The sequence below is a fragment of the Clostridium sp. genome, assembly GCF_036643715.1.
Lineage (GTDB): Bacteria > Bacillota > Clostridia > Clostridiales > Clostridiaceae > Clostridium.
In genome coordinates this window covers 32,093-55,429 of record NZ_JAVXRL010000012.1, presented here as the reverse complement: position 1 = coordinate 55,429, position 23,337 = coordinate 32,093, and the positions used below count along the sequence as shown (strand labels likewise).

The following is a 23,337-nucleotide window of genomic DNA, read 5'->3' as shown; positions in this document are numbered from 1 at the left end:
ATAGAGAAGAGAGGAATTTTACCATGGGGTATGTAATAATAGACTTAGAGTTTAATAATTTGAATAATATAACAAAGTATTATCCAAAATTTTATGAGAATTACAATTGGGTTAATGATTTAACAGTTCAAAATGAAATAATAGAAATAGGGGCAATTAAGGTAGATCAATATATGAAAGTTAAAGGGAAATTGAAGGCTTACATAAAGCCTTCAATACTTCCTATATTGAATCCTGAAATTGCAAATATTACAAATATTACTGAGGATGATTTAAAGACAGGTATATCATTTGAAGAAGGAATGGAAAAGCTTAAGGAATTTGCTGGAGATGATGTTCTTTGTTCATGGGCAAAAGATGATATAACTCAAATAATCATTAATGCGCATCATCATGAGTACGAAGATCTTAAATGGATTAGAAGTTATCTTGATATTCAAGAGTATGCTAGCAATGTAATAGGAGTTAAGAAGTCACTTAGTCTTAAAAATGCTTTAAAAAGATTAAATATAAGAATAGATGACTCGCTTCTTCATGATGCATTAAATGATGCTGAGTTTACTGTTCAAGTGTTTAGGAAACTGTACAATCATCGAATAGTTAAAAACTACATAGTTGAAAATATTTATGATATGCCAGCAATTACAGTTAAAGAATTAGAAGGTCTTTTACTTGATAACGATATGGTTAAGTCATTATGTCCTAGATGCAAAAAGAAGATTCAACTAGACTTTGAATATATGCCGCTTAGATGGAGATTTATCTCTGTAGGTAAATGTTCTAAATGTAATGCTTCAGTATTAAATGAAGTTGTAGTTAAAAAAAGTTTGCATGGAAAAATAATGTATTATGAGATAGGAAGTATTGTTGATGAAGTAGACTATTCTGATTATAGCTACAAATTAGATAAATATTTTCTTAAGAAAGAGAAAGCACTATAGACATACAAAGAAAGTTGAAGTATGTTAAAATAGTACAAGGTATTTAAATAAAATATTATGAAGAGGAAGGAATAACTATGAATATAGCATTTTTTCTTACACCGAAGAATGAAGTGGTTTGTGAGAACTTAGAATCTACTATGAGACAAGTTATGGAGAGAATGGAACATCATGGCTATACAGCTATACCACTAATAGACAAGCATGGGAGATATGTTTCTACATTAACAGAAGGTGATCTTTTATGGGAGCTTAAGAACACTCCAGATCTTAATTTTAAAAACACTGAATGTGTTAGGGTTAAGGATATTAAAACGAGAAGAACACATAAAAGTGTTTCTATAAATGCAGATATTGAAAGTTTAATATCACTTGCAGTTAATCAAAATTTTGTTCCGGTAGTAGATGATGAAGGAATATTTATTGGGATAATAAAGAGAAGCGATATAATTAATTATTGCTATAATGAAATAAAGAAGTAATTTCAGGGAGCCGTTTTGGCTCTCTTTTTTTTGTGTGTGGGGTACTTGGTATGATTAACTATACGAAACACTATATTTCAATGTTGCACATATATATTGGTAGCTAGAATTAATAAAAGTCGAATAATAAGGTAAAATAAAATAAATGAAAGTAAAACGTAGAAAAATGTAGAACTCGTATTGAATAAAAAATACATAATTATTAATAAATAAGGCTTGTACAAATTATATTAAACAGAAATAACATAAAAAATTGTATTGAAAAAATTAAGAGCAAAATATTGCATTTATAATATTTGAAGTCATTACTTTACTTTTGAATGAATCCTCAAAAACATGAATAAACCAATCCAAATAAGCATCTAAGTACTTAGTTGCAACTCCTCGGAATATGCCAAGCCATATTTTCAATAATGAAGAAAAAGAATACAAAAAATCTTTTAAATTAATCTTCTTTAAAGGAGGACATTCCCTAAAGTTCTTAAGCTCATTATTCAATCGCTTAGCAATTGCGGGGGCATATCTATCATAATATCCTATAATATTAGAATTGAATTTTACTTTTTCTTTTAATAATTTATAAGAAAGTGGTTGATATAACATACCTTTAGATATTATTTTAGAAAAAGATACACAGTTTTCATTAATTGCTACAGATAAAAAAACTTTTCTTCTAGGTTCTGCAATTAATGTTACTGGTGGAACTTTTTGACCTTTGAAACTTTCTATGAACTGCATATGTTTTAAACCAACATAATTATAAAGAAATATATTATTGTTACAATTAGGTAGTTTATTTAAAATCTTATGTCTCCATTTAAATGATGTATTAATACTTATGTGTAATTGCGAAGCACATGCACGTATACTATTACCAGAAAACATAAGAAAACAATAATCATACCAAACCTTTGATTGTTTTTTAGAATTAAACCAAATAGAATTTGTTGATTCTGAGAAGGTTTTGTTGCAATCTTTACATTGATATCTTTGTATTTTTTTATAATGACCGTATTTTATAAAAGATTCGCTTAAGCAAAAGGGACATTGTTTATAATTATTCATATATATTCACCTCATTAGATTATAGACAATAAAATAGAGTTTTAAACTACCAACACACAAGATGAACATGGTAATATGAAAAAAAGTTTCATATAAAACAAACAACTCATAAGTAAGGGTATTAATAGATAAAATAGAATGTTTATTAATGATTTGTAAAATAAGACAGATTATATAAACAATTTGAAATTTCTAATAAGTAATTAATAAATGTGTTGACAGCAGTTATCAATAAGCGTAATATTAAAAATATGAAACGCACCCCCCATGGGAGGGGGTAGGAGGTAAGATTTATGAATGAAGATAAGAAAAAAGCAGTCCAAGTGTTAAAAACATGTAGAGGACAGATTGATGGAATAATAAAAATGCTAGAAGAAGGAAGATATTGTGTTGATGTATCAAATCAAATAATAGCAGCACAAGGATTATTAAAAAAAGCAAACAAGCATGTATTAACACAACATATGCACCACTGTGTAAGAGAAGCATTAGATAGTGATGAGGCAAAGGACGTAAAGGTTGAAGAAATTATAAGCATACTTACAAAACTAATAGATAAATAGCAAAAAGGGTATGAGAAATATATGGAGGTAAAAGAATGAAAAAACAATTCACAGTAAAAGGAATGACATGTGCATCATGTGCAGCTAGAGTAGAAAAGGTTGTTAATAAGATGGACGGCGTGGATGAAGCTGTTGTTAATTTAGCTACAGAGAAAATGACGGTTAATTATGATAAAGATAAAATAGATACTAAAGATATAGAAGAAAAGGTTAAAAAAGCAGGATATGAAGCTGATGAAATAAAAAGTAATGATACTGTAAATGAAAGCTTTAAAATAAATGGAATGACATGTGCATCATGCTCAGCTAGAATCGAGAAAGTTTTAAATAAGACAGAAGGAATAGAAAATGCTATTGTAAATTTAGCAACAGAAAAAGCAACAGTTACTTATGATAAAGGAAGTATTTCTCCTAAAGATATAATAGATAAAGTGAAAAAAGCAGGTTATGATGCAGAAGAGATAAAAGAAAGTAGTAACTTATCTAATGCGCAGTTTAAAGTAAAAGGAATGACATGTGCATCATGTGCAGCTAGAATACAAAAAGTTGTTAATAAGATGGAGGGAGTAGATGATGCTTCAGTAAATCTTGCAGCAGAGAATATGAATGTTAAATATGATAGCAGAAAAACTTCAATAGATGATATTGAAAAGATAGTTAAAAAAGCAGGATATGAAGCAGTTCATATAACAGAAGATAATAAAGATGATTCTAAAAAAGAAGGAGAAGAAAAAGTAAAAAGAGCGAGAAATAGATTTATATGGTCTTTAATTTTTGCTATTCCGTTAATAACAATATCCATGGGATCAATGCTAGGACTTAAACTTCCAGACATAATAGACCCAAGTGTAAATCCTTATAATTTTGCAATGATACAACTTATATTAACTTTAATTATCATATATGTTGGAAGAGAATTCTTCATTCATGGATTTAAAAACTTATTTAATTTAAGTCCTAATATGGATACTCTTATAGCGCTTGGTAGTACAGCAGCTCTTTTATATGGTATTTATGCTTTAGTTAAAATTGGTGGTGGAGAAGTTCACTTTGCTCATCACTTATATTTTGAATCAGCAGGTATGATTGTTGCATTTATAAGTCTTGGTAAATATTTAGAAGCTCTTACAAAAGGTAAGACATCAGATGCAATAAATAAATTAATGGGATTAGCACCAAAGACAGCAACAATTATTATAGATGGAAAAGAAAAAGTAGTTCCAATTGAAGATGTTAGAGTAGATGACATAATAGTAGTTAAACCAGGAGAAAGACTTCCAGTTGATGGTGTAGTTGTTTATGGAGCTTCAGCAGTTGATGAAGCTATGCTTACTGGTGAAAGTATTCCAGTTGAAAAAAGTATTGGTTCAGATGTTTATGGAGCTAGTATAAATAAAACAGGTATGTTTAAATATAAGGCAACAAAAGTCGGTAACGATACCGTACTTTCAAAAATAATTAATTTAGTTGAAGATGCTCAAGGAACAAAGGCACCTATAGCAAAACTTGCAGATGTAATATCAGGATACTTCGTTCCAGTAGTAATAGTACTTTCAATAATATCAGCACTTGCATGGTACTTTATCGGAAATGAAAACTTAGAGTTCGCTCTTAATATATTAATATCTGTTCTTGTAATAGCTTGTCCTTGCGCTCTTGGATTAGCAACACCAACAGCAATTATGGTAAGTACAGGAAAAGGTGCAGAAAATGGAGTGTTAATAAAAAGTGGCGTGGCACTTGAAGAAGCGCATAAGATTAATACAATAATCTTTGATAAGACAGGTACAATAACTGAAGGTAAACCTAAAGTTACTAATATAATAAGTATATCACTTGATGACTTAGAATTACTTAAAATAACTGCAGCTGCAGAAAAGGGATCAGAACATCCACTTGGTGAAGCTATTGTAAAAGCAGCAGAAGAAAAAGCAATTGAACTTCCTGAGATTCATAACTTTGATGCAATTCCAGGGGAAGGTATTAATACAGTTATAGATGGCAAGGCTGTTTCAGTAGGTAATAGAAAAATGATGACTAGAAATAATATAGATATTTCTTCATTAGATGATAAAGCTCACGTACTTGCAGAAGAGGGTAAAACTCCAATGTTTATTGGAATAGATGGTAATCTTGCAGGAGTAATTGCTGTTGCAGATACAGTTAAAGAAAATAGTGCTAAAACAGTTAATGCACTTCACAAAATGGGAATTGAAGTTGTAATGTTAACTGGTGATAATGAAAGAACTGCAAAAGCTATTGCAAAGCAAGTTGGAATAGATAGAGTAGTATCAGATGTATTACCAGAAGGTAAAGCAAATGTAGTTAAAGAAATACAAAAAGAAGGCAAGAAAGTTGCTATGGTTGGTGATGGTATTAATGATGCACCAGCACTTGTTACAGCAGAAATAGGTATAGCAATTGGTTCTGGTACTGATGTAGCAATTGAGTCTGCAGATGTAGTATTAATGAGAAGTGATCTTTTAGATGTTGTTACTGCAATTCAATTAAGTAGAGCAACAATTAAAAATATAAAAGAAAATTTATTCTGGGCATTTGGATATAACGTATTAGGTATTCCAGTTGCAATGGGTATATTACACATATTTGGAGGACCACTTTTAAATCCTATGATTGGTGCTTTTGCAATGAGTTTAAGTTCAGTATCTGTACTACTAAATGCTTTAAGACTTAAAGGATTTAAACCTAAATTTTAAACTATGATATATATATTATTTAATATATAAAAAAATAAAAGGAGTGATTATTATGACAAAATACAATGTTAAAATTGAAGGAATGGGATGTGCTAACTGTATAGGACACGTTCAAGAAGCTTTAGAAGACTGTGTAGAAGTTAAAGATTTTACAGTAGAACTTGGAAGTGCAATAGTTGAAGGTGACGTAACTGAATCTAAATTAAAAGATATAATTGAAGATGCAGGATATGATGTAGAAAGTATTACAAAAGCTTAGTACATTTAAAAAACCTATCCTAAAAAGGTAATTATAAATTGCTTTTTTAGGGTAGGTTTTTATTTGTATATGTACAAAATGGTTGTTGTTAATAGATTGTTAAATTAAAGTTTATTGACATTTATAGTAAAAAATACTGTAATAAAGATAGGGAAAAATTTTTAATGAGGTGATTTAAATGAGTAAATTAATAAGTAAATATGCAAGTTGGAGAAGATCATTAAAGAATAATGTTTATACTTCAGATGATGCTGCAATAAGAAAAGATTTTAGTAAGTTTGCAAAACTAGATAAAGAGATAGAAACAGAAAAAATGTTAGAACTAGAAAAAGAATACGAACAAATGTAAGTGATAAGATTAAGTTAAAAATAATCTAAGCCATAACTGTGCCATATTTATATTTAATAATGTACTCATAACAAAAGAAACAAGGAGGAGTACATTATGTTTAGTAGAGGATATGGATGCTTTGGAAATGGGAGTGGAAGAAGCAGTGTTTCTGGAAACGGAATTTCTAATGGAATTATGTTTGGAGGATTTAATTTAATCTTATGGATAGCTATAATATCAGTTATAGTACTTGCAATTATAAGCAAAAAATAATAAAACATAAGAAACTCATTATTAGTATATAGTTCTACTAATAATGAGTTTTATTATATAATGAAATATAAAATATATGAGGTGAATATAATGGGATATGATATTCAAACGAGAACACTATTAACTAATCCTAAAGCAGGATCATTTAGTGAATTCATTATAGAAATTCCTATAAAAAATAATATATAAGTAATTACTTATTATATGTATTAAAAAACTATATATTTCTTATATAACAAACAAGTGTATAATTAAAATAAATATAGTTTTAGGAGGAATTGCAAGTGGCATTAACTAATGAGAAGAAAATAGAACTTAAGAAGATGGGCATACTTTCACAAAAACAAGAGGGATATTATGTTATAAGATTTTTAAGTAAATGTGGATATTTTTTAGCCGATGAAATGATAGCTATATCTAATATTGCAATTAAGTATGGTAATGGTGAAGTTAGCTTAACTAGTAGACTAACTATAGAAATACCTTATATAGAAGAAAAAGATTTAGATGAAGTAATAAATGTAATAAATAAAAGTAATTTAAGAATTGGTGGTACAGGAAATACAGTTAGAGCAGTAGTTTCATGTAAGGGAAATGTATGTGTTCACGGGCTTATTGATACTAAAATATTAAGTGAGAAAATTGAAGATGAATTTTTTGCAAAAGAGCTTCCAGGTAAGTTTAAAATAGGTGTGTTTGGGTGTGTAAACAGCTACGGAAAAGCACAAAGCAATGATTTATCAATTATGCCAATTAAAAGTTCTAACAACGAAGAAGTAGAATTTTTAATATTTTTAGGTGGAAGATTAGGAAGAAAAACTAGACTTGCAACTCCAATGAAAAGAAAATTTAAAGAAAATGAATTAATGGAAGTAGTAGAGGCGGCAATAAGTTACTACGGTGAAAATGCAAACACAAAGGAAAGATTTGCGGAAGTTATAAACAGAATTGGAATAGATACTGTTCAGAAAAGTATAACTAGCAAATTGTAATATTAATATAAATGATAGTATATACTATTTTAATTATTGTACATAAGCTAAATGGGAAAAGAGGCGAAAGTTATGATAAAAATAAATAATTTTGTTTTCGATTTAATGAAGAAGTTAGATGATTTAGATATATACAATTGTTTAGATATAAGGTCATATAAAAAGAATAGGAAAGTTATTATTGAAAAGTTAGAAGATTATTTTAATCTTTATGAAGATGGATTTTATAAAGAGGAATATATTAATTTATCTAGAGAGGAACTTAAAAGGTTACTTAGATTAATAGAAAAAAGAGAGTTTCCAAGAAGTAATAATATAAGGTTCTATATTTTAGAGTCTAAAGATAGTAGTGCTTGTAGAGCTAATTATAGAGAGGAAATTGAAAAGGAAGAGGAAGTTAAGAGAAGGAAAATATTAATAGAAGCATCATACAGTAATTATATTCCTATAAAAAATATAATTGAAGACAATAGTGATGAAATTGATAAAGTCGATTTTTCAGAGACAGTATCAGTTAGTGCTTTTTTAAAAGATGTTACTTATAATATTTTGAAAAAATATATTAAAGATAGAACTGATATTAAAATGTATGCTTGTTAAAAAGATTTTACAACTTTGAAACAACTAATATACGGTAATGAGATGTTGGTACCTTAAAATAAATTTAGAAGTAAATGAGAAGTATTTACAAAATAAGTTTTAAGGGGATACGGAAAATTATGTGTGGATTTGTACAATTATTTAAAAAAGATATATTAGTTAAAGAGATAGATTTATTAAGATCCGGGGCTGAGGTAATAGTTCATAGAGGTCCAAATGATACTAAGGAAGTAAATCATAAAAATGCAGCGTTTATATTTAATAGATTAAGTATAGTAGATATAGAAAATGGTGCGCAACCATTTAATTATAAAGATAAATTTACAATTATTTTTAATGGAGAAATATATAACTATAAAGAATTAAGACAAGAACTTACTGATGATGGATATAGATTTAACACTAATTCTGAAGTTGAGGTAATTAGTGCTTTATATGATAAGATGGGAAAAGATTTAGCAAATAAGCTAAGAGGAATGTTTGCTATTGTTATATATGACAGTGTAAAAGAAAAAGTGGTAGCTTTTAGAGATTACTTTGGAATAAAACCATTATATTATATGAATTTAGATGGAGGATTATATTTTTCATCAGAACTAAAAGCTTTAAGCAATATATGTCAAAATTTAATTTACAAAAAAGGTTTGTTAGGAGAATATGCAACATTCCAATATATACCTTCAAATACTGAAAGTATTTTTGAAGATATAAATATACTTCCACCAGGTAGTATATTAGAGAAGAGGCTAGAGCAAAAAGAAACTATTCATAAATATTTTAATGTGAAATTTAAAGAGGGAAATTGTGATCAAGACACTTTAAAGGATAAAATTAAAGATACGATCAAGGAATCAGTTAGAATGCATATGCAAAGTGATGTTCCTGTAGCAACATTTTTATCAAGTGGAATAGATTCATCAATAATTACTAAAATAGCAAGTGAAATTAACCCAAACATTGTATCTTATACGATAGGCTTTGATATAGAAGGATATGATGAAACTGTAAGTGCAAAAAGATTTGCAGATGACATTGGAATTAAAAATATAAGTATAAAGCTTAATTATAAAGATTATATAAGGGAGCTTCCTAAAATAGTTTATCATATGGATAGTCCAATAGGGGATCCTTCAATTATACCGTTATATCACATTTGTAAAGAAGTAAGTAAAGATTATAAAGTTATTTTATCAGGAGAAGGTGCAGATGAATTTTTTGGAGGATATAATATATATACAGAAGATGAATCATTAAAAATGTTTAACTATGTACCAAAAGGTATAAAAAGTGCTATGAAAAGTATAGCAAATTGTATTCCTGATACTGTTAAAGGTAAAAGTTTTATATTACGAGGAACAACTGATTTAGAAAAAAGATATTCAGGTAATGCTAATATTTTTAATACAGAAGAAAAAAGTAAAATATTTTATGGATATAATACATTGAAAAATGACCTTCAAATTACAGAAGAGTTATTTAATGATGTTAAGGACTATGATAATGTAATTAAGAGGCAGTACATTGATATTAATACATGGTTAGTTGGTGATATATTAACTAAAGCTGACAGGATGTCTATGGCAAATTCATTAGAGGTTAGAGTTCCTTTTGTGGATAAGGAAGTATTTAAATTAGCATCTACATTAAAGAAAGACCATAAGACTCAAAAGTTTAGAACTAAAGTAATGCTAAGGGAATCATTTAGAGATGAACTTCCTGAGTACCTTTTTGATAAGAGAAAACTTGGATACCCAGTTCCAATGAGAGTTTGGCTTAAAAATGAATTGTATGATTGGGCACATAATATAATAGATAGCAATCCTATAGAAGAAATAAATAAATTTGAAGTGTTAAGCATGCTTCAAAAACATAAGGATGGAAAAGGGGATTATTCTAGAAAAGTATGGAGTATAATTATATATATTTTATGGTACAGATTATATATAGATAAAAGTTTAGATAAAGATTTTGAGTTTGAAATTTAATAAGAGTGATATATAAAGAGTAAATGCAATTAAAAAGTAAGCATTTACTCTTTAATTGCATTAAACATAATTTAAGTTAGTCTTCTAATCTATAACCAACTTTGAATATTGTTTTTATATTTTCTTTAAGTTGTAACTTATCTCTGAGCCTTTGGACATGAATATCTATTGTTCTTGTTTCACCTATATAATCAAATCCCCAAACTTTTTCTAAAAGTTGCTCTCTTGATAGAGCAATATTTTTATTTTTTAGAAAGACAATTAAAAGTTCATATTCTTTTAATGTAAGATTAACTACTTCATTTGATTTTTTTACTATTCTTTCATCTAAATTTACTTCAATGTCTTTAAACTTTAAAGTTTTATCAGATTTAGAGTATCTTCTAGTTACAGCTTCTATTCTTGCGAGTAGTTCAATTGTTTCAAAAGGTTTAGTTATGTAATCATCAGCACCTAACCTAAGGCCTTTAACCTTGTCCACAACGGAATCTTTAGCAGTTATAAAAATAACTGGGATGTCTTTAGCTTTAATGTATTCTATTAGTTCAAATCCAGTTATTTTAGGTAACATTATATCTAAAAGGACTAAATCAATTTCTTCTAAATCAAATAATTGTTTACCTTTTGCACCATCTTCTGCAGTGAAAACATTATATCCAACAATGCTAAGGTTTATAGCTATTAAATCGCGTATAGCATTGTCATCTTCAACTAATAATATATTCATTTTATCCTCCAATATATAGTTTATTAAAATGTATCAGTTCTTAGAAAAGAACATTAGCTTTTTAGTAGGAATATCAATAATAAAATAATATTTATCTGTACCTTCGTTATCTTTAAGTACTATAGATTCCTTATCAAAGTTTACATCAGTACTCATAATAAAATCATCTATGTTTATGCCTAAAGTTTTAGAAGGTTTTGATAGTATTTTTGTAATTTCTTTTTTATCTAGTGAATTAAATTTATGATTATAATCAGAAAACTGCATAGTAAATAGACCAGCGTCCAATACTTCACCAGTAATTGAATTTATATGAACAAAAAATTGTTTAACATCATTTTTATCACTTAAAACTATATTCCATACAAAATTAGAACCGTTGTTATCAAGTCTTATTTCTTGATTTAAAGAGTTTTTATTTATAGGTAAATCAAAATCAGAATCTAATATTTCAAATGATTTGTCTAATGCCTCTTTTCTTGTTACATGGGTATCAATAGCATCAGAATCGTTAGCATAGCCTGGAATTTTAGATTCAGAATATACTATATTTTCACTATAACCTAGTGGGTTATAGTTATAGGCTAAATATATGGATATAATAATTATTATTATAATTGATATAAATAACGTAAATTTTTTAAGGTATTTCATATCATAACCTCTCAGTATTAAAAGTTAGTTGTATTGTTGTCCCAATATTTAAGGTACTAATAATTTTTAAGTCTATATGGTGTATAGTACAAATTTGTTTAACTATTGATAAACCTAAACCTAGTCCATTATTGGCACTATCACGAGCCTTATCAACCATATAAAAAGGTTCTAGTATTTTATTTAAGTCTTCTTCTGGTATTCCAACACCGTTATCTTCTATATATATAGTATAGGAATTATCTTTAGTGTAGGAGCTAGTTATATTAACAGAACCAGAATTAGAACAAGCCTTTATAGAGTTTTCTAGTAAATTAATAAATAATACTATTAAAAGTTGTTTATCACCTAACATTGTAGTATCTGTTATATCCATATTTAGTGAAATGTTTTTATCATCTATTTTATAACTCAATGAGCATATAGCTTCAATAATACATTGTTTTATAGAAATAGGATATTTGCTTACAGTATTATTTTTAAGCGACATTAATTTTATTAATGTTGAACTTAATCTTTCAAGACGTTTTCCTTCAGAATTTATATATTCTAATGATTTAAATTTTATATCATCATTTATGTTACCTTTTAATAACAAGTCAGAATATCCAATTATAGATGTAATAGGAGTCTTCATTTCATGTGTTAAGTTGTTTGTAAACCGTTCTTTTTCTTCATTTAGTTCTTTCAACTCTGTAATTTTTTTATTTAATACTTCTAGCATATAATTAAAGTTAGTTGAAAGTATACCAATTTCATCGTTTGTACTTTTGTATAAACTTCTAGCACTATACTCACCATTAGCAACTTTTATTGAAACTATTGTTAAGTCTTCAATAGGCTTAGTGATTTTTTTAGAAATTAAATACATGCCAACTATTAAAATTCCGTTTATAAGTATATCTAAAAAGAAAAAGGTTTTATAATTATTTATTCTAGATTCATAAACATAATTGATGTTTCTATAAAGAACTAATTTATAATTTCGATTTTTTAATTTAAATTCAGAGGCAACTAATAATACTTTCTCATTATTAATAGTTTGTATAAGGAAATTCTTTTTTGAATTAGTAATATTTAATAATTCAGTTGAATTTACGTTAGATTCAGTATGACGGAGTGAAGATATTAGTTTATTATCTGAATTATAAATCTCGATATTTTCAATATCGTTTTTATTTACGTAAAGATAATTTTTAAATATCATCTCAAACCAAACATTAAAGTTTTTATTAGTTGTTTCTGAGGTAATAGAGCTATCGTAACTTAAATAAATAGAATTAATTATATTTTCTTCATTGTACATAGTATCTTTAATTACTTGATCTAAATTATTTTTATGTAGATTTTCTACTAAAAGTACTCCAACACCATTTGTTATAATCATAATTAAAATTGTGGAATACAAAAAAATCTTTTTCCAAAACTTCATGTTATTCCCCTTTAGATTTATTCATAGATTCCATTTCTTTATTTAAGAAATAGGATATAAATGTTCTTATAACAACAATTGATGCTAGTAAGACCATATCTTTAACTGATGGATTTAAAATTGATTCTATAATATCAGCACAAATTAAAATTTCAAGACCAAATAATATATATGATCCTAGTCTATTTTTTATAAGGTTATTTTTATTAATTACATCTGATCTATTCTTCGATGAAAATTCGGATTTTATAAAAGCGAGAAATGCAATAGCAACTCCCCATGCTATAACGATTATGGATAGACTATCTAAGATGAAAATTAGTATTTCTAAAATATGTTTCATATTCAAATTAGTACACTCCCTTCATTAAAATTCATTATATAAATTAGTATAACATAAAAGGAAAATTCTATTAAAAAATAGTGTTATGACATGTTATTATATAATAATTGATGTAATTAGAATGAAATTTTGGTATAATGTAAAGATAAATAGTAGCATCCAATATAGGTGGTGCTACTATTTTTTTGAGGATTTATTTGTAAATATAATTTATTGAATTGTTGTACGATATAAAATGATAATTTTACATATAATATTCTAGTGAAATAAATATAAGTTGGAGGATATTATGACTACGAAAGAAAAATTTTTAACTGATATAAAAAATGGAGAAAATGTAACAATATCTTTAATGATAATGAAAGTTATATATAAGGATTCATCAAAGACAGTTTGCATAGCAGCAGATAAGAGTGGGGATATTAAAGCTAACATTCACAGTAGAAGTGAAGACCTTAAAGAAGGAACTGTATTAAAAATAGAAGGTGTTAAAGACGGCAATTTAGATGTTAAGAAATTTGAAGTTGTCTCTGATTATAAGGCAGAAGATTACCTTCCTACAGTTAAACGTCCTATTGAAGAAATAATGAATGAAATTGAAGAATATTCAAGTAAATATATACTTTCTAGAGAAGGAAAGGCTTTAAATGATTATTTCTTTAAAAATGAAGATTTTCTTGATAAGTTTAAAAGAGGTATAGGTGGAGTATCTATGCATCATAATTATATAGGTGGTCTTGCAGAACACACTTTAAATGTTATGTACATAACTACTGTATTATGTGAAAGATATGATTGCAGAAGAAATGAAATAGCTGTTCTTGCAGCAAAGCTTCATGATATAGGAAAAGTATATGAACTTTTCTATGATGGACCATTTAAGTATACTTTAAGAGGTGAAATGGAAGGTCATATTTTAATAGGTGTTCAGCTTATTGATGAGGCAGTTAGAGCAAATCCAAATTTCTATAGCGATGATTTTGTTGCTAGAATAAAAGGATGTATAACTCAGCATCACGGTAAACTTGAGTATGGTTCACCAAGAGAAATGAATATGGAAGAATCATTTATAGTGAATTTTGCAGATTCAATGGATGCAACTATGAATAAGATTAGTCAATTAAAAGATAAAACAGAAGATGGCAAGTGGTCAGAATACGATAGAAGATTAGACACTAAGCTATTTTTATAAATGATAATTAAGAAAAGTCTAATAAGTGTTAGACTTTTCTTATTTTTTTATTTTAATATATCAAGGTTTAAAGCATCAGATAAATCTTTAAGAAGATGGATTCCTGCAATACTATTTCCTTTGTCATTAAGAGTAGGACTAAATATTCCTATACTATATTTATTAGGAACAACTGCAAGTATTCCGCCACCAACGCCACTTTTAGATGGAACTCCTATAAGGACAGAAACTTCTCCTGATTCATCATATAATCCGCAAGTTGACATAAGTGCTTTAATAATAACTGATAATTCCTCTGAAATAATTTTTTCATCATTCCAAGGTAATATACCGTTAGTTGAAAGTACACAGCCTAGTTTTGCAAGATCTAGAGCATCAATTTCTATAGAACAATTTCTAAAGTAAGAATCTAATATATTAGATACATCTCCATCTAATATTCCGTTTCCCTTCATGTAATAAGCTAAAAATCTATTAATATCTGCAGTTTCCTTTTCAGATAAGTATAACTTTTCATTTATTTTAATATCATTATTGTCTGTAAGAACTTTAATAAAATCTAACATACGCTTTGAAACATCTATTGAATTAGCACCTTTTATAAGTGAAGTTGTAACTATTGCCCCTGCATTTATAAAAGGATTATTTGGTTTATCTTTATTTGTTATTTGCATATCCAAAATAGAATCAAAAGAGAAATTGGTTGGTTCAGTATTAACTCTGCTAAATACATAATCTAAATCGTTATCAATAACTGCCAGCATAAGAGCTGGAATGTTTACTATGCTCTCAATTGCAAATTTTGAATTATAATCTCCAGAGCAGTATTCTTCATTGTTATGCTGAAGGTCAATAATTGCAATTCCAAGTTTATTTGGATCAACCTTTGCAAGTTCTGGTATATATGTTGCTAAATTGCCATCTTTAATGTATTGTTTATTTTTTTCTACTAAGTTATTTAATAAATTAATCATAAAATCACCTCATAATAATTAATAATAGTTATGTAAATTTTCAAGATGGCGCTAAAAAAATCATAACATTTCAAAATGGATATTCAATTAATTAACTATGAACATTAATACAAAATTTTCTAATTAAAAAGAAGTGATAAAACATCACCTCTATTCTAAATAGTAAACTATATATACTTTTTCATTTCAGCATCTAAATCTATTGATAGTTCTGAAGGCTTACTGTTTTTATTTAATTTGTCTTCAACATCAAGTAATAATACATTTAAGTTAAATAAGTTGCGCTTAAACTTATTTATTGAATTCAAAATGTCTTTATTAAATTTTGAGAATAGAGCAAGGTCTTTAGCATCTTCATAAATGTTTATTATTTTTTTATATTCAAAATTTAAACTATTTAAAAAAGACTCTATGTTAAACCTTGTAGCTTCTATATAGGAAATAGATGCTTCTAATGATTTAATTTCTTCATCTTTATATAATTTCTTTAAAATAGCTTTCTTAGAGAGCTTCTCATTTCCTCTATCAATTGATAATTTAATTTTATTATCTAAATCAACACATTCAATTTTAGCTGCTTTTAAATTATCATTTAATGAATTTAATGTTTCAAATAAACTGAGAACCTCGAGTTTACTTTCGTCTAGAAGAGATTTTATTTCATTTACTTCTTCGTATTGCTTTAGAGCCATCTTTTTTTTAGATTTAAATCTATCAAAGAATGCCATAATTACCTCCAATAATAATCAGTATTATATATTTAATATATGAGGGGAAATATAAATGTTGAGACTTTTAATGTAATGCTTTTTCTTGTATTAAATTAAAGTATGGATTAAAATTAATAGTGAACATATATGGGGAAATAAAAGGAGTGATTTTTAAAATGACAAATGAAAATACTATGGGTGAATTTTTAGATTCATATGACGTTAAGAAAATAAATAAAGGTGATATATTAACTGCAAAAGTTATAGATGTTACTGAAAAAGGCGCAACTGTTGATGTTAAGTACGCATTTGATGGAATAATTACTAGAGAAGAGCTTACAGCTAATGATCAAAATCCAGTTGACGTTGTAAAACCAGGAGATGAATTTAAAGTAATAGTTCTTTCACCAAATGATGGAGAAGGATTCGTTTCATTATCAAGAAAGAGAGCTTTATCAAGAGAAGAAAGAGAAGAGATAAAGAATGCTTTCAAGAATGAAGAAGTAATAACAGTAAATGTTAAAGAAGAAGTTAAAGGTGGATTAGTAGCTTCTTATGGTTCAATAAGAGTATTTATCCCAGCTTCACTTGCAAGTAGAGATAGAATAGAAATTAAATCTTTAGTAGGTAAAGATTTAGAAGTTAAAATAATAGAACTAGACTTTAATAATAATAAAGTCGTTGCTTCAAGAAGAATTATTGAAGATGCAGTTTATGAAGAAAAGCAAAAAGCTTTATGGGACGAAATAGAAGCAGGCGAAATGAGAAAAGGAATAGTTAAAAATGTAGTTAAATTCGGAGCTTTCGTTGATATCGGAGGAGTTCAAGGTTTAGTACACATAAATGATTTAGCTTGGGAAAGAGTTAAGAATGTTACTGATATCGTTAATGTTAATGATGAAGTTTCTGTATATGTTGCTAATGTAGATAAAGAAAATAAAAGATTATCATTAGTATTAAAAGATAACAATAAAGAGCCTTGGAAAGTTCATGGAGATGATCTTATAGTTGGTGGTACTTTAGAAGGTACTGTTGTTAGACTTGCTAAATTTGGAGCTTTTGTTGAAGTATTCAAAGGAATTGAAGGATTAGTTCACATAAGTGAGATAACAGATGAGCATATAGCTAAACCAGAAGATGTTTTAAAGTTAGGTCAAAAGGTTAAAGTTAAGGTGTTAAATACTGATAAAGCTCAAAAGAAGTTATCATTAAGTATAAAAGATGCTGCTGAAAAGAGCGCAGAATATAATCAATACGTTAATAATAACGATGATGAAGTAACTTTAGGAGATTTATTTAAAGATTTATTTTAATATAAACTTATAATAAAAAGGGATGCCACTAGAAATCAATTTCTAGTGGCATCCTTTATTTAATTGCTTAAATTTTTTCTATCTTTAACATATTAGTTCCACCAGTATGTGTTGTTGGCATACCAGCTGCAACTATTATTTCGTCACCTTCATTTATGAAATCAAAGTTTTTAGCAATTCTCTTAGCTTCGTCTAAAATCTCATCAGTTGTATTAAACATTTTACAATGAGCTGGAATAACTCCGAAGTTAAGTGCAAGACCTCTCATAACATAAGTGTTTGGAGTTATTGCAATAATTGGTGCTTTAGGTCTATATTTTGAAAGTAATCTTGCAGTTGCACCACTTTGAGTTGCAGCAACTATAGCTTCAGCTCCAACAGCATTTGCAGTTCTGCAAGCTGAGTAACTAATTGCATCTGCAAATGATAAACTTCTAGGATCAATTGAATCACCAGAAGATAGGTGTGAATAGTCTAAGTTAGCTTCTGTTTCTATAGCTATTTTAGACATTACTTTTGCAGATTCTATTGGGAAGTTACCAGAAGCGCTTTCGCCACTAAGCATTATACCGTCTGTACCATCAAAGATTGCATTACATATGTCACAAGCTTCAGCTCTTGTTGGCATTGAATTTCTAATCATTGAATCAAGCATTTGAGTAGCTGTAATAACAACTTTTCCTGCTAAATTACATTTTTTAATTATTTTCTTTTGAATTATTGGAACTTGTTCTATTGGAATTTCAACTCCCATATCACCTCTAGCTACCATTACGGCATCTGTTGCTTCTATTATAGAGTCTATGTTTTTAACACCTTCATTACTTTCTATTTTAGCAATTACTTTAATGTGCTTTCCGCCATGTTCCTTAAGGATTTTTTTAACATCTAGAATATCTGATGATTTTCTTATGAATGAAGCTGCTATAAAGTCAACACCGTTTTCACATCCAAAGATTATATCCTCTTTGTCTTTTTCTGTTATTGAAGGAAGGTTTATTGATACATTTGGAACATTAACCCCTTTATGGTTCTTAATCATTCCACCAACTTCAACTGTACAGTTAATTGATTTGCCTGATACATCCTTTATTCTAAATACTAAAAGACCATCATCAACAAGAATAGTACCACCTGGTTTAACATCTTTATAAAGTTGCTTATAAGTGATAGAACATCCCTTTTCATCACCTAGAATTTCATCATCACATATAAATGCAAAATCATTACCTTCTTTTAAGTCAACTCCATCATTTTTAAAATTGTGAGTTCTTATTTTAGGACCTTTAATGTCAAGAACTATAGCTGTTGATGAACCCATTTCTTCTCTTAACCTTTTGATTAAATCAATTTTTTCTTTATGTGTTTCGTGAGTTCCATGGGAAAAATTAAGCCTAGCAGCACTCATTCCAATTTTAATGAACTCTCTTAAAATTTCTTCCGAATCACTTGCAGGACCAATTGTAAAAATCATTTTTGTTTTTTGCATAGAATCACCTCGAAAATATATTTGTAAAATCTTTGAATATAGCACGTATATATTATATGCAAACTTTTAATAAACTAAAAAAAATATTAGAGTTAAAATAAAAATACTGTGTTATACTAAAAATATCCACAACATAATTTTAACACAAATTGATAGGAGGTAGACGAAAAATGTCAGTATTAGAAAATTTACAACCACAATTAGTATTTAAATATTTTGAAGAAATATCACAAATACCAAGAGGATCAGGTAATGAAAGAGGAATAAGTGATTATTTAGTTTCATTTGCAAAAGAATTAGGATTAGAAGTTATACAAGATGAGGTTTTAAATATTATTATTAAAAAACCAGCTTCTAAAGGTTATGAAAGTGCACCAACTGTAATTCTTCAAGGACATATGGATATGGTTTGTGAAAAGAACAAAGATACAGAACACGACTTCACAAAAGATCCTTTAAAATTAAGAATCGATGGTGACTTTATATATGCAACAGGAACAACTTTAGGTGCAGATGATGGAATAGCAGTAGCATATGCTATGGCAATTTTAGCTGATGATACTATAGAACATCCAGCAATTGAAGTTCTATTAACAATAGACGAAGAAACAGGAATGACTGGGGCTATGAATTTAAATCCAGCTGATTTAGATGGAAAAATCATATTAAATTTAGATTCAGAAACAGAAGGCGAACTTTTAGTAAGTTGTGCTGGTGGAGTTAGAACTAAATCTGCATTTAAAATGAATTTTGAAGAAACTTTAGAAAACCATGTAGGAATTGAAGTAATAATCAATGGATTACTTGGTGGACACTCAGGTATGGAAATAAATAAGCAAAGAGCTAACTCAAATAAGCTTATGGGTAGAGTTTTAAGAGGACTTTTCGAGAAGTTTGATATAAGACTTTCAAATGTTTACGGTGGTTCAAAGGATAATGCAATTCCAAGAGAAGCAGAAGCTATGATGACAGTAAATAAAGCTATGTTAGCTGATCTTAAAAATGAAATTTCAAACTTTGAAAAAATGTTTAAACATGAATTCAACGTTCAAGATAAGAACATAAAAATATCTGTAAATGAAGGAATTGAAATAAAAGAAACTTTCGATAAGAAGAGTACAGAAACAGTTATAAGTGCATTATACTTATACCCAAATGGTATAAATACAATGAGCATGGCTATGGAAGGCTTAGTAGAAAGTTCAACAAACGTTGGAGTTGTAACTACAACTGATGGCGTAGTTAGCTTTGATAGTGCAGTAAGAAGCTCAGTTTCAACATTAAGAGAAGAAATCGTATTAAGAAGCAAAACATTAACTGAAATGTTAGGTGGAGGATTTGAAACACATGCAGAATATCCAGCATGGGAATATAAGAGTGAATCACCTATAAGAAAAGTGTGTGTTGATGTATACAAAGAAATGTACGGAAAAGATCCAGAAGTAGTTGCAATACATGCAGGTGTCGAATGTGGATTATTTGAAGAAAAACTTGGTAACCTAGATATGGTTAGTTTTGGACCATCAGTTTATGATGCCCACAGCCCACAAGAGCATGCAAGTATAAAATCAATACAAAATGTTTGGGAATATTTATTAAAAGTGTTAAAAGAAATTAAATAATAATAACTATCTATTAATAGGCATTGTAATAGCTCAAACGTTGATGTAAAATTAATTTATAATATTTGTTTGGAGGTATTTACTATGGATATAGAAGCAAAAATCATAGAAGCATTAAATGATTCAGAAAACCCATTAAAGGTTTCAGAAATTGCTGAAATTACTGGAATAGACAAAAAAGAAGTAGATAAGGCAATTAAAGAATTAAAAAAGGAAGAAAAAATAATTTCTCCTAAAAGATGTTTTTACGTACTTAACAATTAATTTATATATAACAATCCCATATAACAAAAAAATCTTCACTTATTTAATAAGTGAAGATTTTTTTGTTACATAATGAATATTATTTAGGGCCTCTTAATATATTTTAACAAAGTATTTTTTTTTAGGAGGTTTAAAATGGGATACACGAGATATAACTATAAACCAAAAAAGAAACCAAGAGGGAATTTTTTCACTATAGGACTAGTTGGTATAATATGTGCTATAGTTCTTGGAATGTTAATTGCAAAATATATTTTTAAGGATGAATTATTTCCAACTGGAAAAGACGGGAATCCTACTATAGAAAATGACAAAGATATTAAAGAGAATGCTCCAATTGAGAAAACTGATGATAAGAAAGGGACAACTACATCATCTTCAAAGAATTTCATTATGCTTCAATGCGGATATTACGGTAAAGAGGAAAATGCAAAAAAAGCATTAGAAGAGATACCATCAGAGTTTAATAAATTTACAATAAAAGATGGTGATAAGTATAGAATAATAGCTGGAGTTTATAACGAAGAAGACGGAAATAAAATGAGTGATGAGTTAACAGAAAAAGATATAGTCAACGTAAAAATAAAGTGTGAGTATAACGGAACTGATAATGGAGATGCAAAAACATCAGAGATAATTCATGGTTTTATGAAAATTTTAAATGAATTAGAAAATGATCAAGTAAAGAGCGTAAATACGACAGAATTTAAGAAATGGACCAAAGAACTATGTGAAGATTCTAAAGGTGAAAGTAAAGAAAAAACAGAGGGGGAAGAGCTAAAATCTGTAAGGGAACATATAGAAAAATTACCAGAAGAATTAGATAGAGAAGGGGCTAAAAATTCGCTAGAATTTATATATAAAATCCTTATAAAACATAGAGTATAAGTAATTCTTAAAAAAAAATTAATTCGACCATTATAACTTGTTTTCCCTTGTTTATAATGTAATAAAATGATAAACTATATTAGGTGTAGTAATCTTTTTTTATTAAAGAATACTACACCTAATATTATTTTAAATTTGTAATATTTTGTGCTAAAGCTCTTAATTTGGCGAAAAACATAAAATGTTGTTTTAAAGGAGATATTATGAAATATATTTTAGCATCAGCTTCCGCTAGAAGACAGGAATTATTAAAAAGAATCGTTAAAGATTTTGACATTATAGTAAGTGACTTTGATGAAAATATAATTGAATTCAAAGGATCTATAGATAAATATGTGGAAGATATTGCACTTGGAAAGGCGAAAGCTATTTTAAGTGATGCGGGTAATGACAGTATTATAATATCAGCAGACACAGTTGTTTCTTATAAAGGTGAGATACTAGGGAAACCTAAAGATAAAGAAGATGCCTTTAGAATGCTAACAATGTTAAGTGGAAATACTCACGAAGTATATTCAGGAGTTTGTATAATAAATACAAAAACAAATGAAATATTAACTGATAGTTTCAAAACAGTTGTAGCTTTTTCAGAAATAAGCGATGAAGACAAACTTAATTACATTGAAAGTGGAAGTCCTTTAGATAAAGCTGGATCTTACGGAATTCAAGACGAAGGTGGAGTTTTTGTTGAAGGAATAAACGGTTGTTATTATAACGTCGTTGGATTACCACTTAATAAGGTAAAAGAAATGCTTAAAAAGATAACTAAATAATTTCACGGGGGATGGGTATTCTAAAAAGTGAGGAGATAATTAATGATTAATAACCTTAAAATATTAGATATGCCTGAAAGTGAAAGACCTAAAGAGAAGTTACTAAGATATGGTGAGGAATCTTTAACCAATTCAGAACTACTTGCAATAATACTTAGAACTGGGACTAAAGGGGAAAATGTATTAAATTTAAGCCAAAGAATAATCGCAGAACTTGATGGATTAGATGGGATACTTAATGCATCAATACAAGAAATGACGAAAATAAAAGGTGTAAAAGAGTCGAAGGCATCGCAAATAATTGCAATTGCTGAGCTTTTTAGAAGGTTTAATACCTATAAATCTTTAAATGAGTTTAAGAGAGTAACATCGCCAAGAGATATATTTAATATACTTCATGGTGAGATGGTAACATATAACCAAGAGATACTAAAACTCATTATACTAAATACTAAAAATGAAATTATCAAAATAAAGGATGTATTCAAAGGAAGTTTAAATTCTTCACTTGTTCATCCAAGAGAAATTTTCAAAGAAGCCATAAAAAATAGCGCGGCTTCAATAGTGATATGTCATAATCATCCATCGGGAGACCCAACTCCGAGTGCTGAGGATATATCCATTACTACCAGACTTAATGAAGGATCGAAAATAATAGGAATTAATCTTATAGATCATATTATAATAGGTAGAGAAAAATACGTAAGCTTAAAAGAAAAAGGAATATTATAATCGAAAGGGGAATGAA

25 protein-coding genes are annotated in these 23,337 nt (G+C 27.9%); 17 read left to right on the top strand and 8 right to left on the bottom strand.

What is annotated here, in order from left to right; translation table 11 throughout:
• Nucleotides 1-23 precede the first annotated feature (23 nt).
• Both RSF37_RS05490 and RSF37_RS05485 read left to right on the top strand, forming a co-directional pair.
• Nucleotides 24-941 carry a 3'-5' exonuclease gene (locus RSF37_RS05490; RefSeq protein ID WP_332563393.1) on the top strand — a complete coding sequence of 306 codons (918 nt, stop codon included), beginning with the start codon at nt 24-26 and terminating at the stop codon, nt 939-941.
• A 77-nt stretch (nt 942-1,018) separates the two neighbouring features.
• On the top strand, nt 1,019-1,423 hold the full coding sequence (locus RSF37_RS05485; protein ID WP_332563392.1) for a CBS domain-containing protein: 405 nt from the start codon (nt 1,019-1,021) through the stop codon (nt 1,421-1,423).
• Nucleotides 1,424-1,690: 267 nt separating this feature from the next.
• Here the strand turns inward: RSF37_RS05485 and RSF37_RS05480 are convergent, their stop codons facing one another.
• Nucleotides 1,691-2,488 carry an IS1/IS1595 family N-terminal zinc-binding domain-containing protein gene (locus RSF37_RS05480; RefSeq protein ID WP_332563391.1) on the bottom strand — a complete coding sequence of 266 codons (798 nt, stop codon included), beginning with the start codon at nt 2,486-2,488 and terminating at the stop codon, nt 1,691-1,693.
• A gap of 293 nt (nt 2,489-2,781) precedes the next feature.
• Between RSF37_RS05480 and RSF37_RS05475 the strand changes: the two genes are divergently transcribed.
• The 8 genes from RSF37_RS05475 to asnB all read left to right on the top strand — a co-directional run bounded on the left by RSF37_RS05475 (nt 2,782) and on the right by asnB (nt 10,208).
• Complete coding sequence (locus RSF37_RS05475; RefSeq protein ID WP_332563390.1) at nt 2,782-3,051, top strand: metal-sensing transcriptional repressor; 270 nt, start codon at nt 2,782-2,784, stop codon at nt 3,049-3,051.
• A 35-nt stretch (nt 3,052-3,086) separates the two neighbouring features.
• Nucleotides 3,087-5,768 (top strand): heavy metal translocating P-type ATPase, encoded by a 2,682-nt coding sequence (locus tag RSF37_RS05470; RefSeq protein WP_332563389.1) that lies wholly within the window; start codon nt 3,087-3,089, stop codon nt 5,766-5,768.
• Nucleotides 5,769-5,820: 52 nt separating this feature from the next.
• Complete coding sequence (locus tag RSF37_RS05465; protein ID WP_332563388.1) at nt 5,821-6,027, top strand: heavy-metal-associated domain-containing protein; 207 nt, start codon at nt 5,821-5,823, stop codon at nt 6,025-6,027.
• A 178-nt stretch (nt 6,028-6,205) separates the two neighbouring features.
• Entirely contained in the window at nt 6,206-6,376 is a 171-nt protein-coding gene (locus RSF37_RS05460; RefSeq protein WP_332563387.1) for a hypothetical protein, read from the top strand.
• Nucleotides 6,377-6,472: 96 nt separating this feature from the next.
• Nucleotides 6,473-6,631 (top strand): hypothetical protein, encoded by a 159-nt coding sequence (locus tag RSF37_RS05455; RefSeq protein ID WP_332563386.1) that lies wholly within the window; start codon nt 6,473-6,475, stop codon nt 6,629-6,631.
• 284 nt (nt 6,632-6,915) lie between these two features.
• A complete protein-coding gene (locus RSF37_RS05450) occupies nt 6,916-7,623 on the top strand; it encodes a nitrite reductase (protein ID WP_332563385.1) in 708 nt (235 codons plus the stop codon).
• Nucleotides 7,624-7,695: 72 nt separating this feature from the next.
• Nucleotides 7,696-8,223 carry a hypothetical protein gene (locus RSF37_RS05445; RefSeq protein WP_332563384.1) on the top strand — a complete coding sequence of 176 codons (528 nt, stop codon included), beginning with the start codon at nt 7,696-7,698 and terminating at the stop codon, nt 8,221-8,223.
• A gap of 119 nt (nt 8,224-8,342) precedes the next feature.
• A complete protein-coding gene (gene asnB, locus RSF37_RS05440) occupies nt 8,343-10,208 on the top strand; it encodes an asparagine synthase (glutamine-hydrolyzing) (RefSeq protein ID WP_332563383.1) in 1,866 nt (621 codons plus the stop codon).
• A 76-nt stretch (nt 10,209-10,284) separates the two neighbouring features.
• On the opposite strand, the gene RSF37_RS05435 is transcribed toward asnB, so the two are convergent.
• Genes RSF37_RS05435 through RSF37_RS05420 form a run of 4 tightly spaced genes read right to left on the bottom strand, consistent with a single transcriptional unit; the run spans nt 10,285 to nt 13,364 of the window.
• Nucleotides 10,285-10,935, bottom strand: a complete 651-nt coding sequence (locus RSF37_RS05435) for a response regulator transcription factor (protein ID WP_332563382.1) — start codon at nt 10,933-10,935, stop codon at nt 10,285-10,287.
• A gap of 33 nt (nt 10,936-10,968) precedes the next feature.
• Nucleotides 10,969-11,589 (bottom strand): hypothetical protein, encoded by a 621-nt coding sequence (locus RSF37_RS05430; protein ID WP_332563381.1) that lies wholly within the window; start codon nt 11,587-11,589, stop codon nt 10,969-10,971.
• Nucleotide 11,590: 1 nt separating this feature from the next.
• Nucleotides 11,591-13,021 carry a sensor histidine kinase gene (locus RSF37_RS05425; protein ID WP_332563380.1) on the bottom strand — a complete coding sequence of 477 codons (1,431 nt, stop codon included), beginning with the start codon at nt 13,019-13,021 and terminating at the stop codon, nt 11,591-11,593.
• A 1-nt stretch (nt 13,022) separates the two neighbouring features.
• Nucleotides 13,023-13,364 carry a DUF1622 domain-containing protein gene (locus RSF37_RS05420; protein WP_332563402.1) on the bottom strand — a complete coding sequence of 114 codons (342 nt, stop codon included), beginning with the start codon at nt 13,362-13,364 and terminating at the stop codon, nt 13,023-13,025.
• A 289-nt stretch (nt 13,365-13,653) separates the two neighbouring features.
• Here RSF37_RS05420 and RSF37_RS05415 point away from each other — a divergent pair, with 289 nt between their 5' ends.
• Nucleotides 13,654-14,556, top strand: a complete 903-nt coding sequence (locus RSF37_RS05415; protein ID WP_332563379.1) for a 3'-5' exoribonuclease YhaM family protein — start codon at nt 13,654-13,656, stop codon at nt 14,554-14,556.
• A 47-nt stretch (nt 14,557-14,603) separates the two neighbouring features.
• Here RSF37_RS05415 and glsA read toward each other — a convergent pair whose 3' ends face one another.
• Together glsA and RSF37_RS05405 are read right to left on the bottom strand one after the other, a co-directional pair.
• Nucleotides 14,604-15,530: a glutaminase A gene (gene glsA, locus RSF37_RS05410; protein WP_332563378.1), complete on the bottom strand. Its 927-nt coding sequence runs from the start codon at nt 15,528-15,530 to the stop codon at nt 14,604-14,606.
• 167 nt (nt 15,531-15,697) lie between these two features.
• The gene (locus tag RSF37_RS05405) at nt 15,698-16,258 is read right to left on the bottom strand and encodes a hypothetical protein (RefSeq protein ID WP_332563377.1); all 561 of its coding nucleotides are present in this window, start codon (nt 16,256-16,258) and stop codon (nt 15,698-15,700) included.
• Nucleotides 16,259-16,416: 158 nt separating this feature from the next.
• Here RSF37_RS05405 and rpsA point away from each other — a divergent pair, with 158 nt between their 5' ends.
• Complete coding sequence (gene rpsA, locus RSF37_RS05400) at nt 16,417-17,553, top strand: 30S ribosomal protein S1 (RefSeq protein WP_332563376.1); 1,137 nt, start codon at nt 16,417-16,419, stop codon at nt 17,551-17,553.
• Nucleotides 17,554-17,620: 67 nt separating this feature from the next.
• On the opposite strand, the gene pyk is transcribed toward rpsA, so the two are convergent.
• The gene (pyk, locus tag RSF37_RS05395; RefSeq protein WP_332563375.1) at nt 17,621-19,042 is read right to left on the bottom strand and encodes a pyruvate kinase; all 1,422 of its coding nucleotides are present in this window, start codon (nt 19,040-19,042) and stop codon (nt 17,621-17,623) included.
• A 170-nt stretch (nt 19,043-19,212) separates the two neighbouring features.
• Here pyk and RSF37_RS05390 point away from each other — a divergent pair, with 170 nt between their 5' ends.
• The 5 genes from RSF37_RS05390 to radC all read left to right on the top strand — a co-directional run bounded on the left by RSF37_RS05390 (nt 19,213) and on the right by radC (nt 23,321).
• Nucleotides 19,213-20,664 carry an aminoacyl-histidine dipeptidase gene (locus tag RSF37_RS05390; RefSeq protein ID WP_332563374.1) on the top strand — a complete coding sequence of 484 codons (1,452 nt, stop codon included), beginning with the start codon at nt 19,213-19,215 and terminating at the stop codon, nt 20,662-20,664.
• Between the two features lie 84 nt (nt 20,665-20,748).
• Nucleotides 20,749-20,928, top strand: coding sequence for an ArsR family transcriptional regulator (locus tag RSF37_RS05385; RefSeq protein WP_332563373.1), 180 nt, complete (start codon nt 20,749-20,751; stop codon nt 20,926-20,928).
• 135 nt (nt 20,929-21,063) lie between these two features.
• Nucleotides 21,064-21,816, top strand: a complete 753-nt coding sequence (locus RSF37_RS05380) for a hypothetical protein (protein WP_332563372.1) — start codon at nt 21,064-21,066, stop codon at nt 21,814-21,816.
• A 203-nt stretch (nt 21,817-22,019) separates the two neighbouring features.
• Nucleotides 22,020-22,589: a Maf-like protein gene (locus tag RSF37_RS05375; RefSeq protein ID WP_332563371.1), complete on the top strand. Its 570-nt coding sequence runs from the start codon at nt 22,020-22,022 to the stop codon at nt 22,587-22,589.
• Nucleotides 22,590-22,631: 42 nt separating this feature from the next.
• On the top strand, nt 22,632-23,321 hold the full coding sequence (radC, locus tag RSF37_RS05370) for a RadC family protein (protein ID WP_332563370.1): 690 nt from the start codon (nt 22,632-22,634) through the stop codon (nt 23,319-23,321).
• The last annotated feature ends 16 nt before the right edge of the window (nt 23,322-23,337 follow it).

Bases quoted from the DNA above. Each gene is read 5' to 3' on its own strand.
- radC (WP_332563370.1), top strand. From the start codon at position 22,632: ATGATTAATAACCTTAAAATATTAGATATGCCTGAAAGTGAAAGACCT.
- RSF37_RS05445 (WP_332563384.1), top strand. From the start codon at position 7,696: ATGATAAAAATAAATAATTTTGTTTTCGATTTAATGAAGAAGTTAGAT.
- RSF37_RS05465 (WP_332563388.1), top strand. From the start codon at position 5,821: ATGACAAAATACAATGTTAAAATTGAAGGAATGGGATGTGCTAACTGT.
- RSF37_RS05415 (WP_332563379.1), top strand. From the start codon at position 13,654: ATGACTACGAAAGAAAAATTTTTAACTGATATAAAAAATGGAGAAAAT.
- RSF37_RS05485 (WP_332563392.1), top strand. From the start codon at position 1,019: ATGAATATAGCATTTTTTCTTACACCGAAGAATGAAGTGGTTTGTGAG.
- rpsA (WP_332563376.1), top strand. From the start codon at position 16,417: ATGACAAATGAAAATACTATGGGTGAATTTTTAGATTCATATGACGTT.
- asnB (WP_332563383.1), top strand. From the start codon at position 8,343: ATGTGTGGATTTGTACAATTATTTAAAAAAGATATATTAGTTAAAGAG.
- RSF37_RS05490 (WP_332563393.1), top strand. From the start codon at position 24: ATGGGGTATGTAATAATAGACTTAGAGTTTAATAATTTGAATAATATA.
- RSF37_RS05470 (WP_332563389.1), top strand. From the start codon at position 3,087: ATGAAAAAACAATTCACAGTAAAAGGAATGACATGTGCATCATGTGCA.
- RSF37_RS05475 (WP_332563390.1), top strand. From the start codon at position 2,782: ATGAATGAAGATAAGAAAAAAGCAGTCCAAGTGTTAAAAACATGTAGA.
- pyk (WP_332563375.1), bottom strand. From the start codon at position 19,042: ATGCAAAAAACAAAAATGATTTTTACAATTGGTCCTGCAAGTGATTCG.
- RSF37_RS05375 (WP_332563371.1), top strand. From the start codon at position 22,020: ATGAAATATATTTTAGCATCAGCTTCCGCTAGAAGACAGGAATTATTA.
- RSF37_RS05390 (WP_332563374.1), top strand. From the start codon at position 19,213: ATGTCAGTATTAGAAAATTTACAACCACAATTAGTATTTAAATATTTT.
- RSF37_RS05425 (WP_332563380.1), bottom strand. From the start codon at position 13,021: ATGAAGTTTTGGAAAAAGATTTTTTTGTATTCCACAATTTTAATTATG.
- RSF37_RS05420 (WP_332563402.1), bottom strand. From the start codon at position 13,364: ATGAAACATATTTTAGAAATACTAATTTTCATCTTAGATAGTCTATCC.
- RSF37_RS05405 (WP_332563377.1), bottom strand. From the start codon at position 16,258: ATGGCATTCTTTGATAGATTTAAATCTAAAAAAAAGATGGCTCTAAAG.
- RSF37_RS05480 (WP_332563391.1), bottom strand. From the start codon at position 2,488: ATGAATAATTATAAACAATGTCCCTTTTGCTTAAGCGAATCTTTTATA.
- glsA (WP_332563378.1), bottom strand. From the start codon at position 15,530: ATGATTAATTTATTAAATAACTTAGTAGAAAAAAATAAACAATACATT.
- RSF37_RS05435 (WP_332563382.1), bottom strand. From the start codon at position 10,935: ATGAATATATTATTAGTTGAAGATGACAATGCTATACGCGATTTAATA.
- RSF37_RS05380 (WP_332563372.1), top strand. From the start codon at position 21,064: ATGGGATACACGAGATATAACTATAAACCAAAAAAGAAACCAAGAGGG.
- RSF37_RS05460 (WP_332563387.1), top strand. From the start codon at position 6,206: ATGAGTAAATTAATAAGTAAATATGCAAGTTGGAGAAGATCATTAAAG.
- RSF37_RS05430 (WP_332563381.1), bottom strand. From the start codon at position 11,589: ATGAAATACCTTAAAAAATTTACGTTATTTATATCAATTATAATAATA.
- RSF37_RS05455 (WP_332563386.1), top strand. From the start codon at position 6,473: ATGTTTAGTAGAGGATATGGATGCTTTGGAAATGGGAGTGGAAGAAGC.
- RSF37_RS05385 (WP_332563373.1), top strand. From the start codon at position 20,749: ATGGATATAGAAGCAAAAATCATAGAAGCATTAAATGATTCAGAAAAC.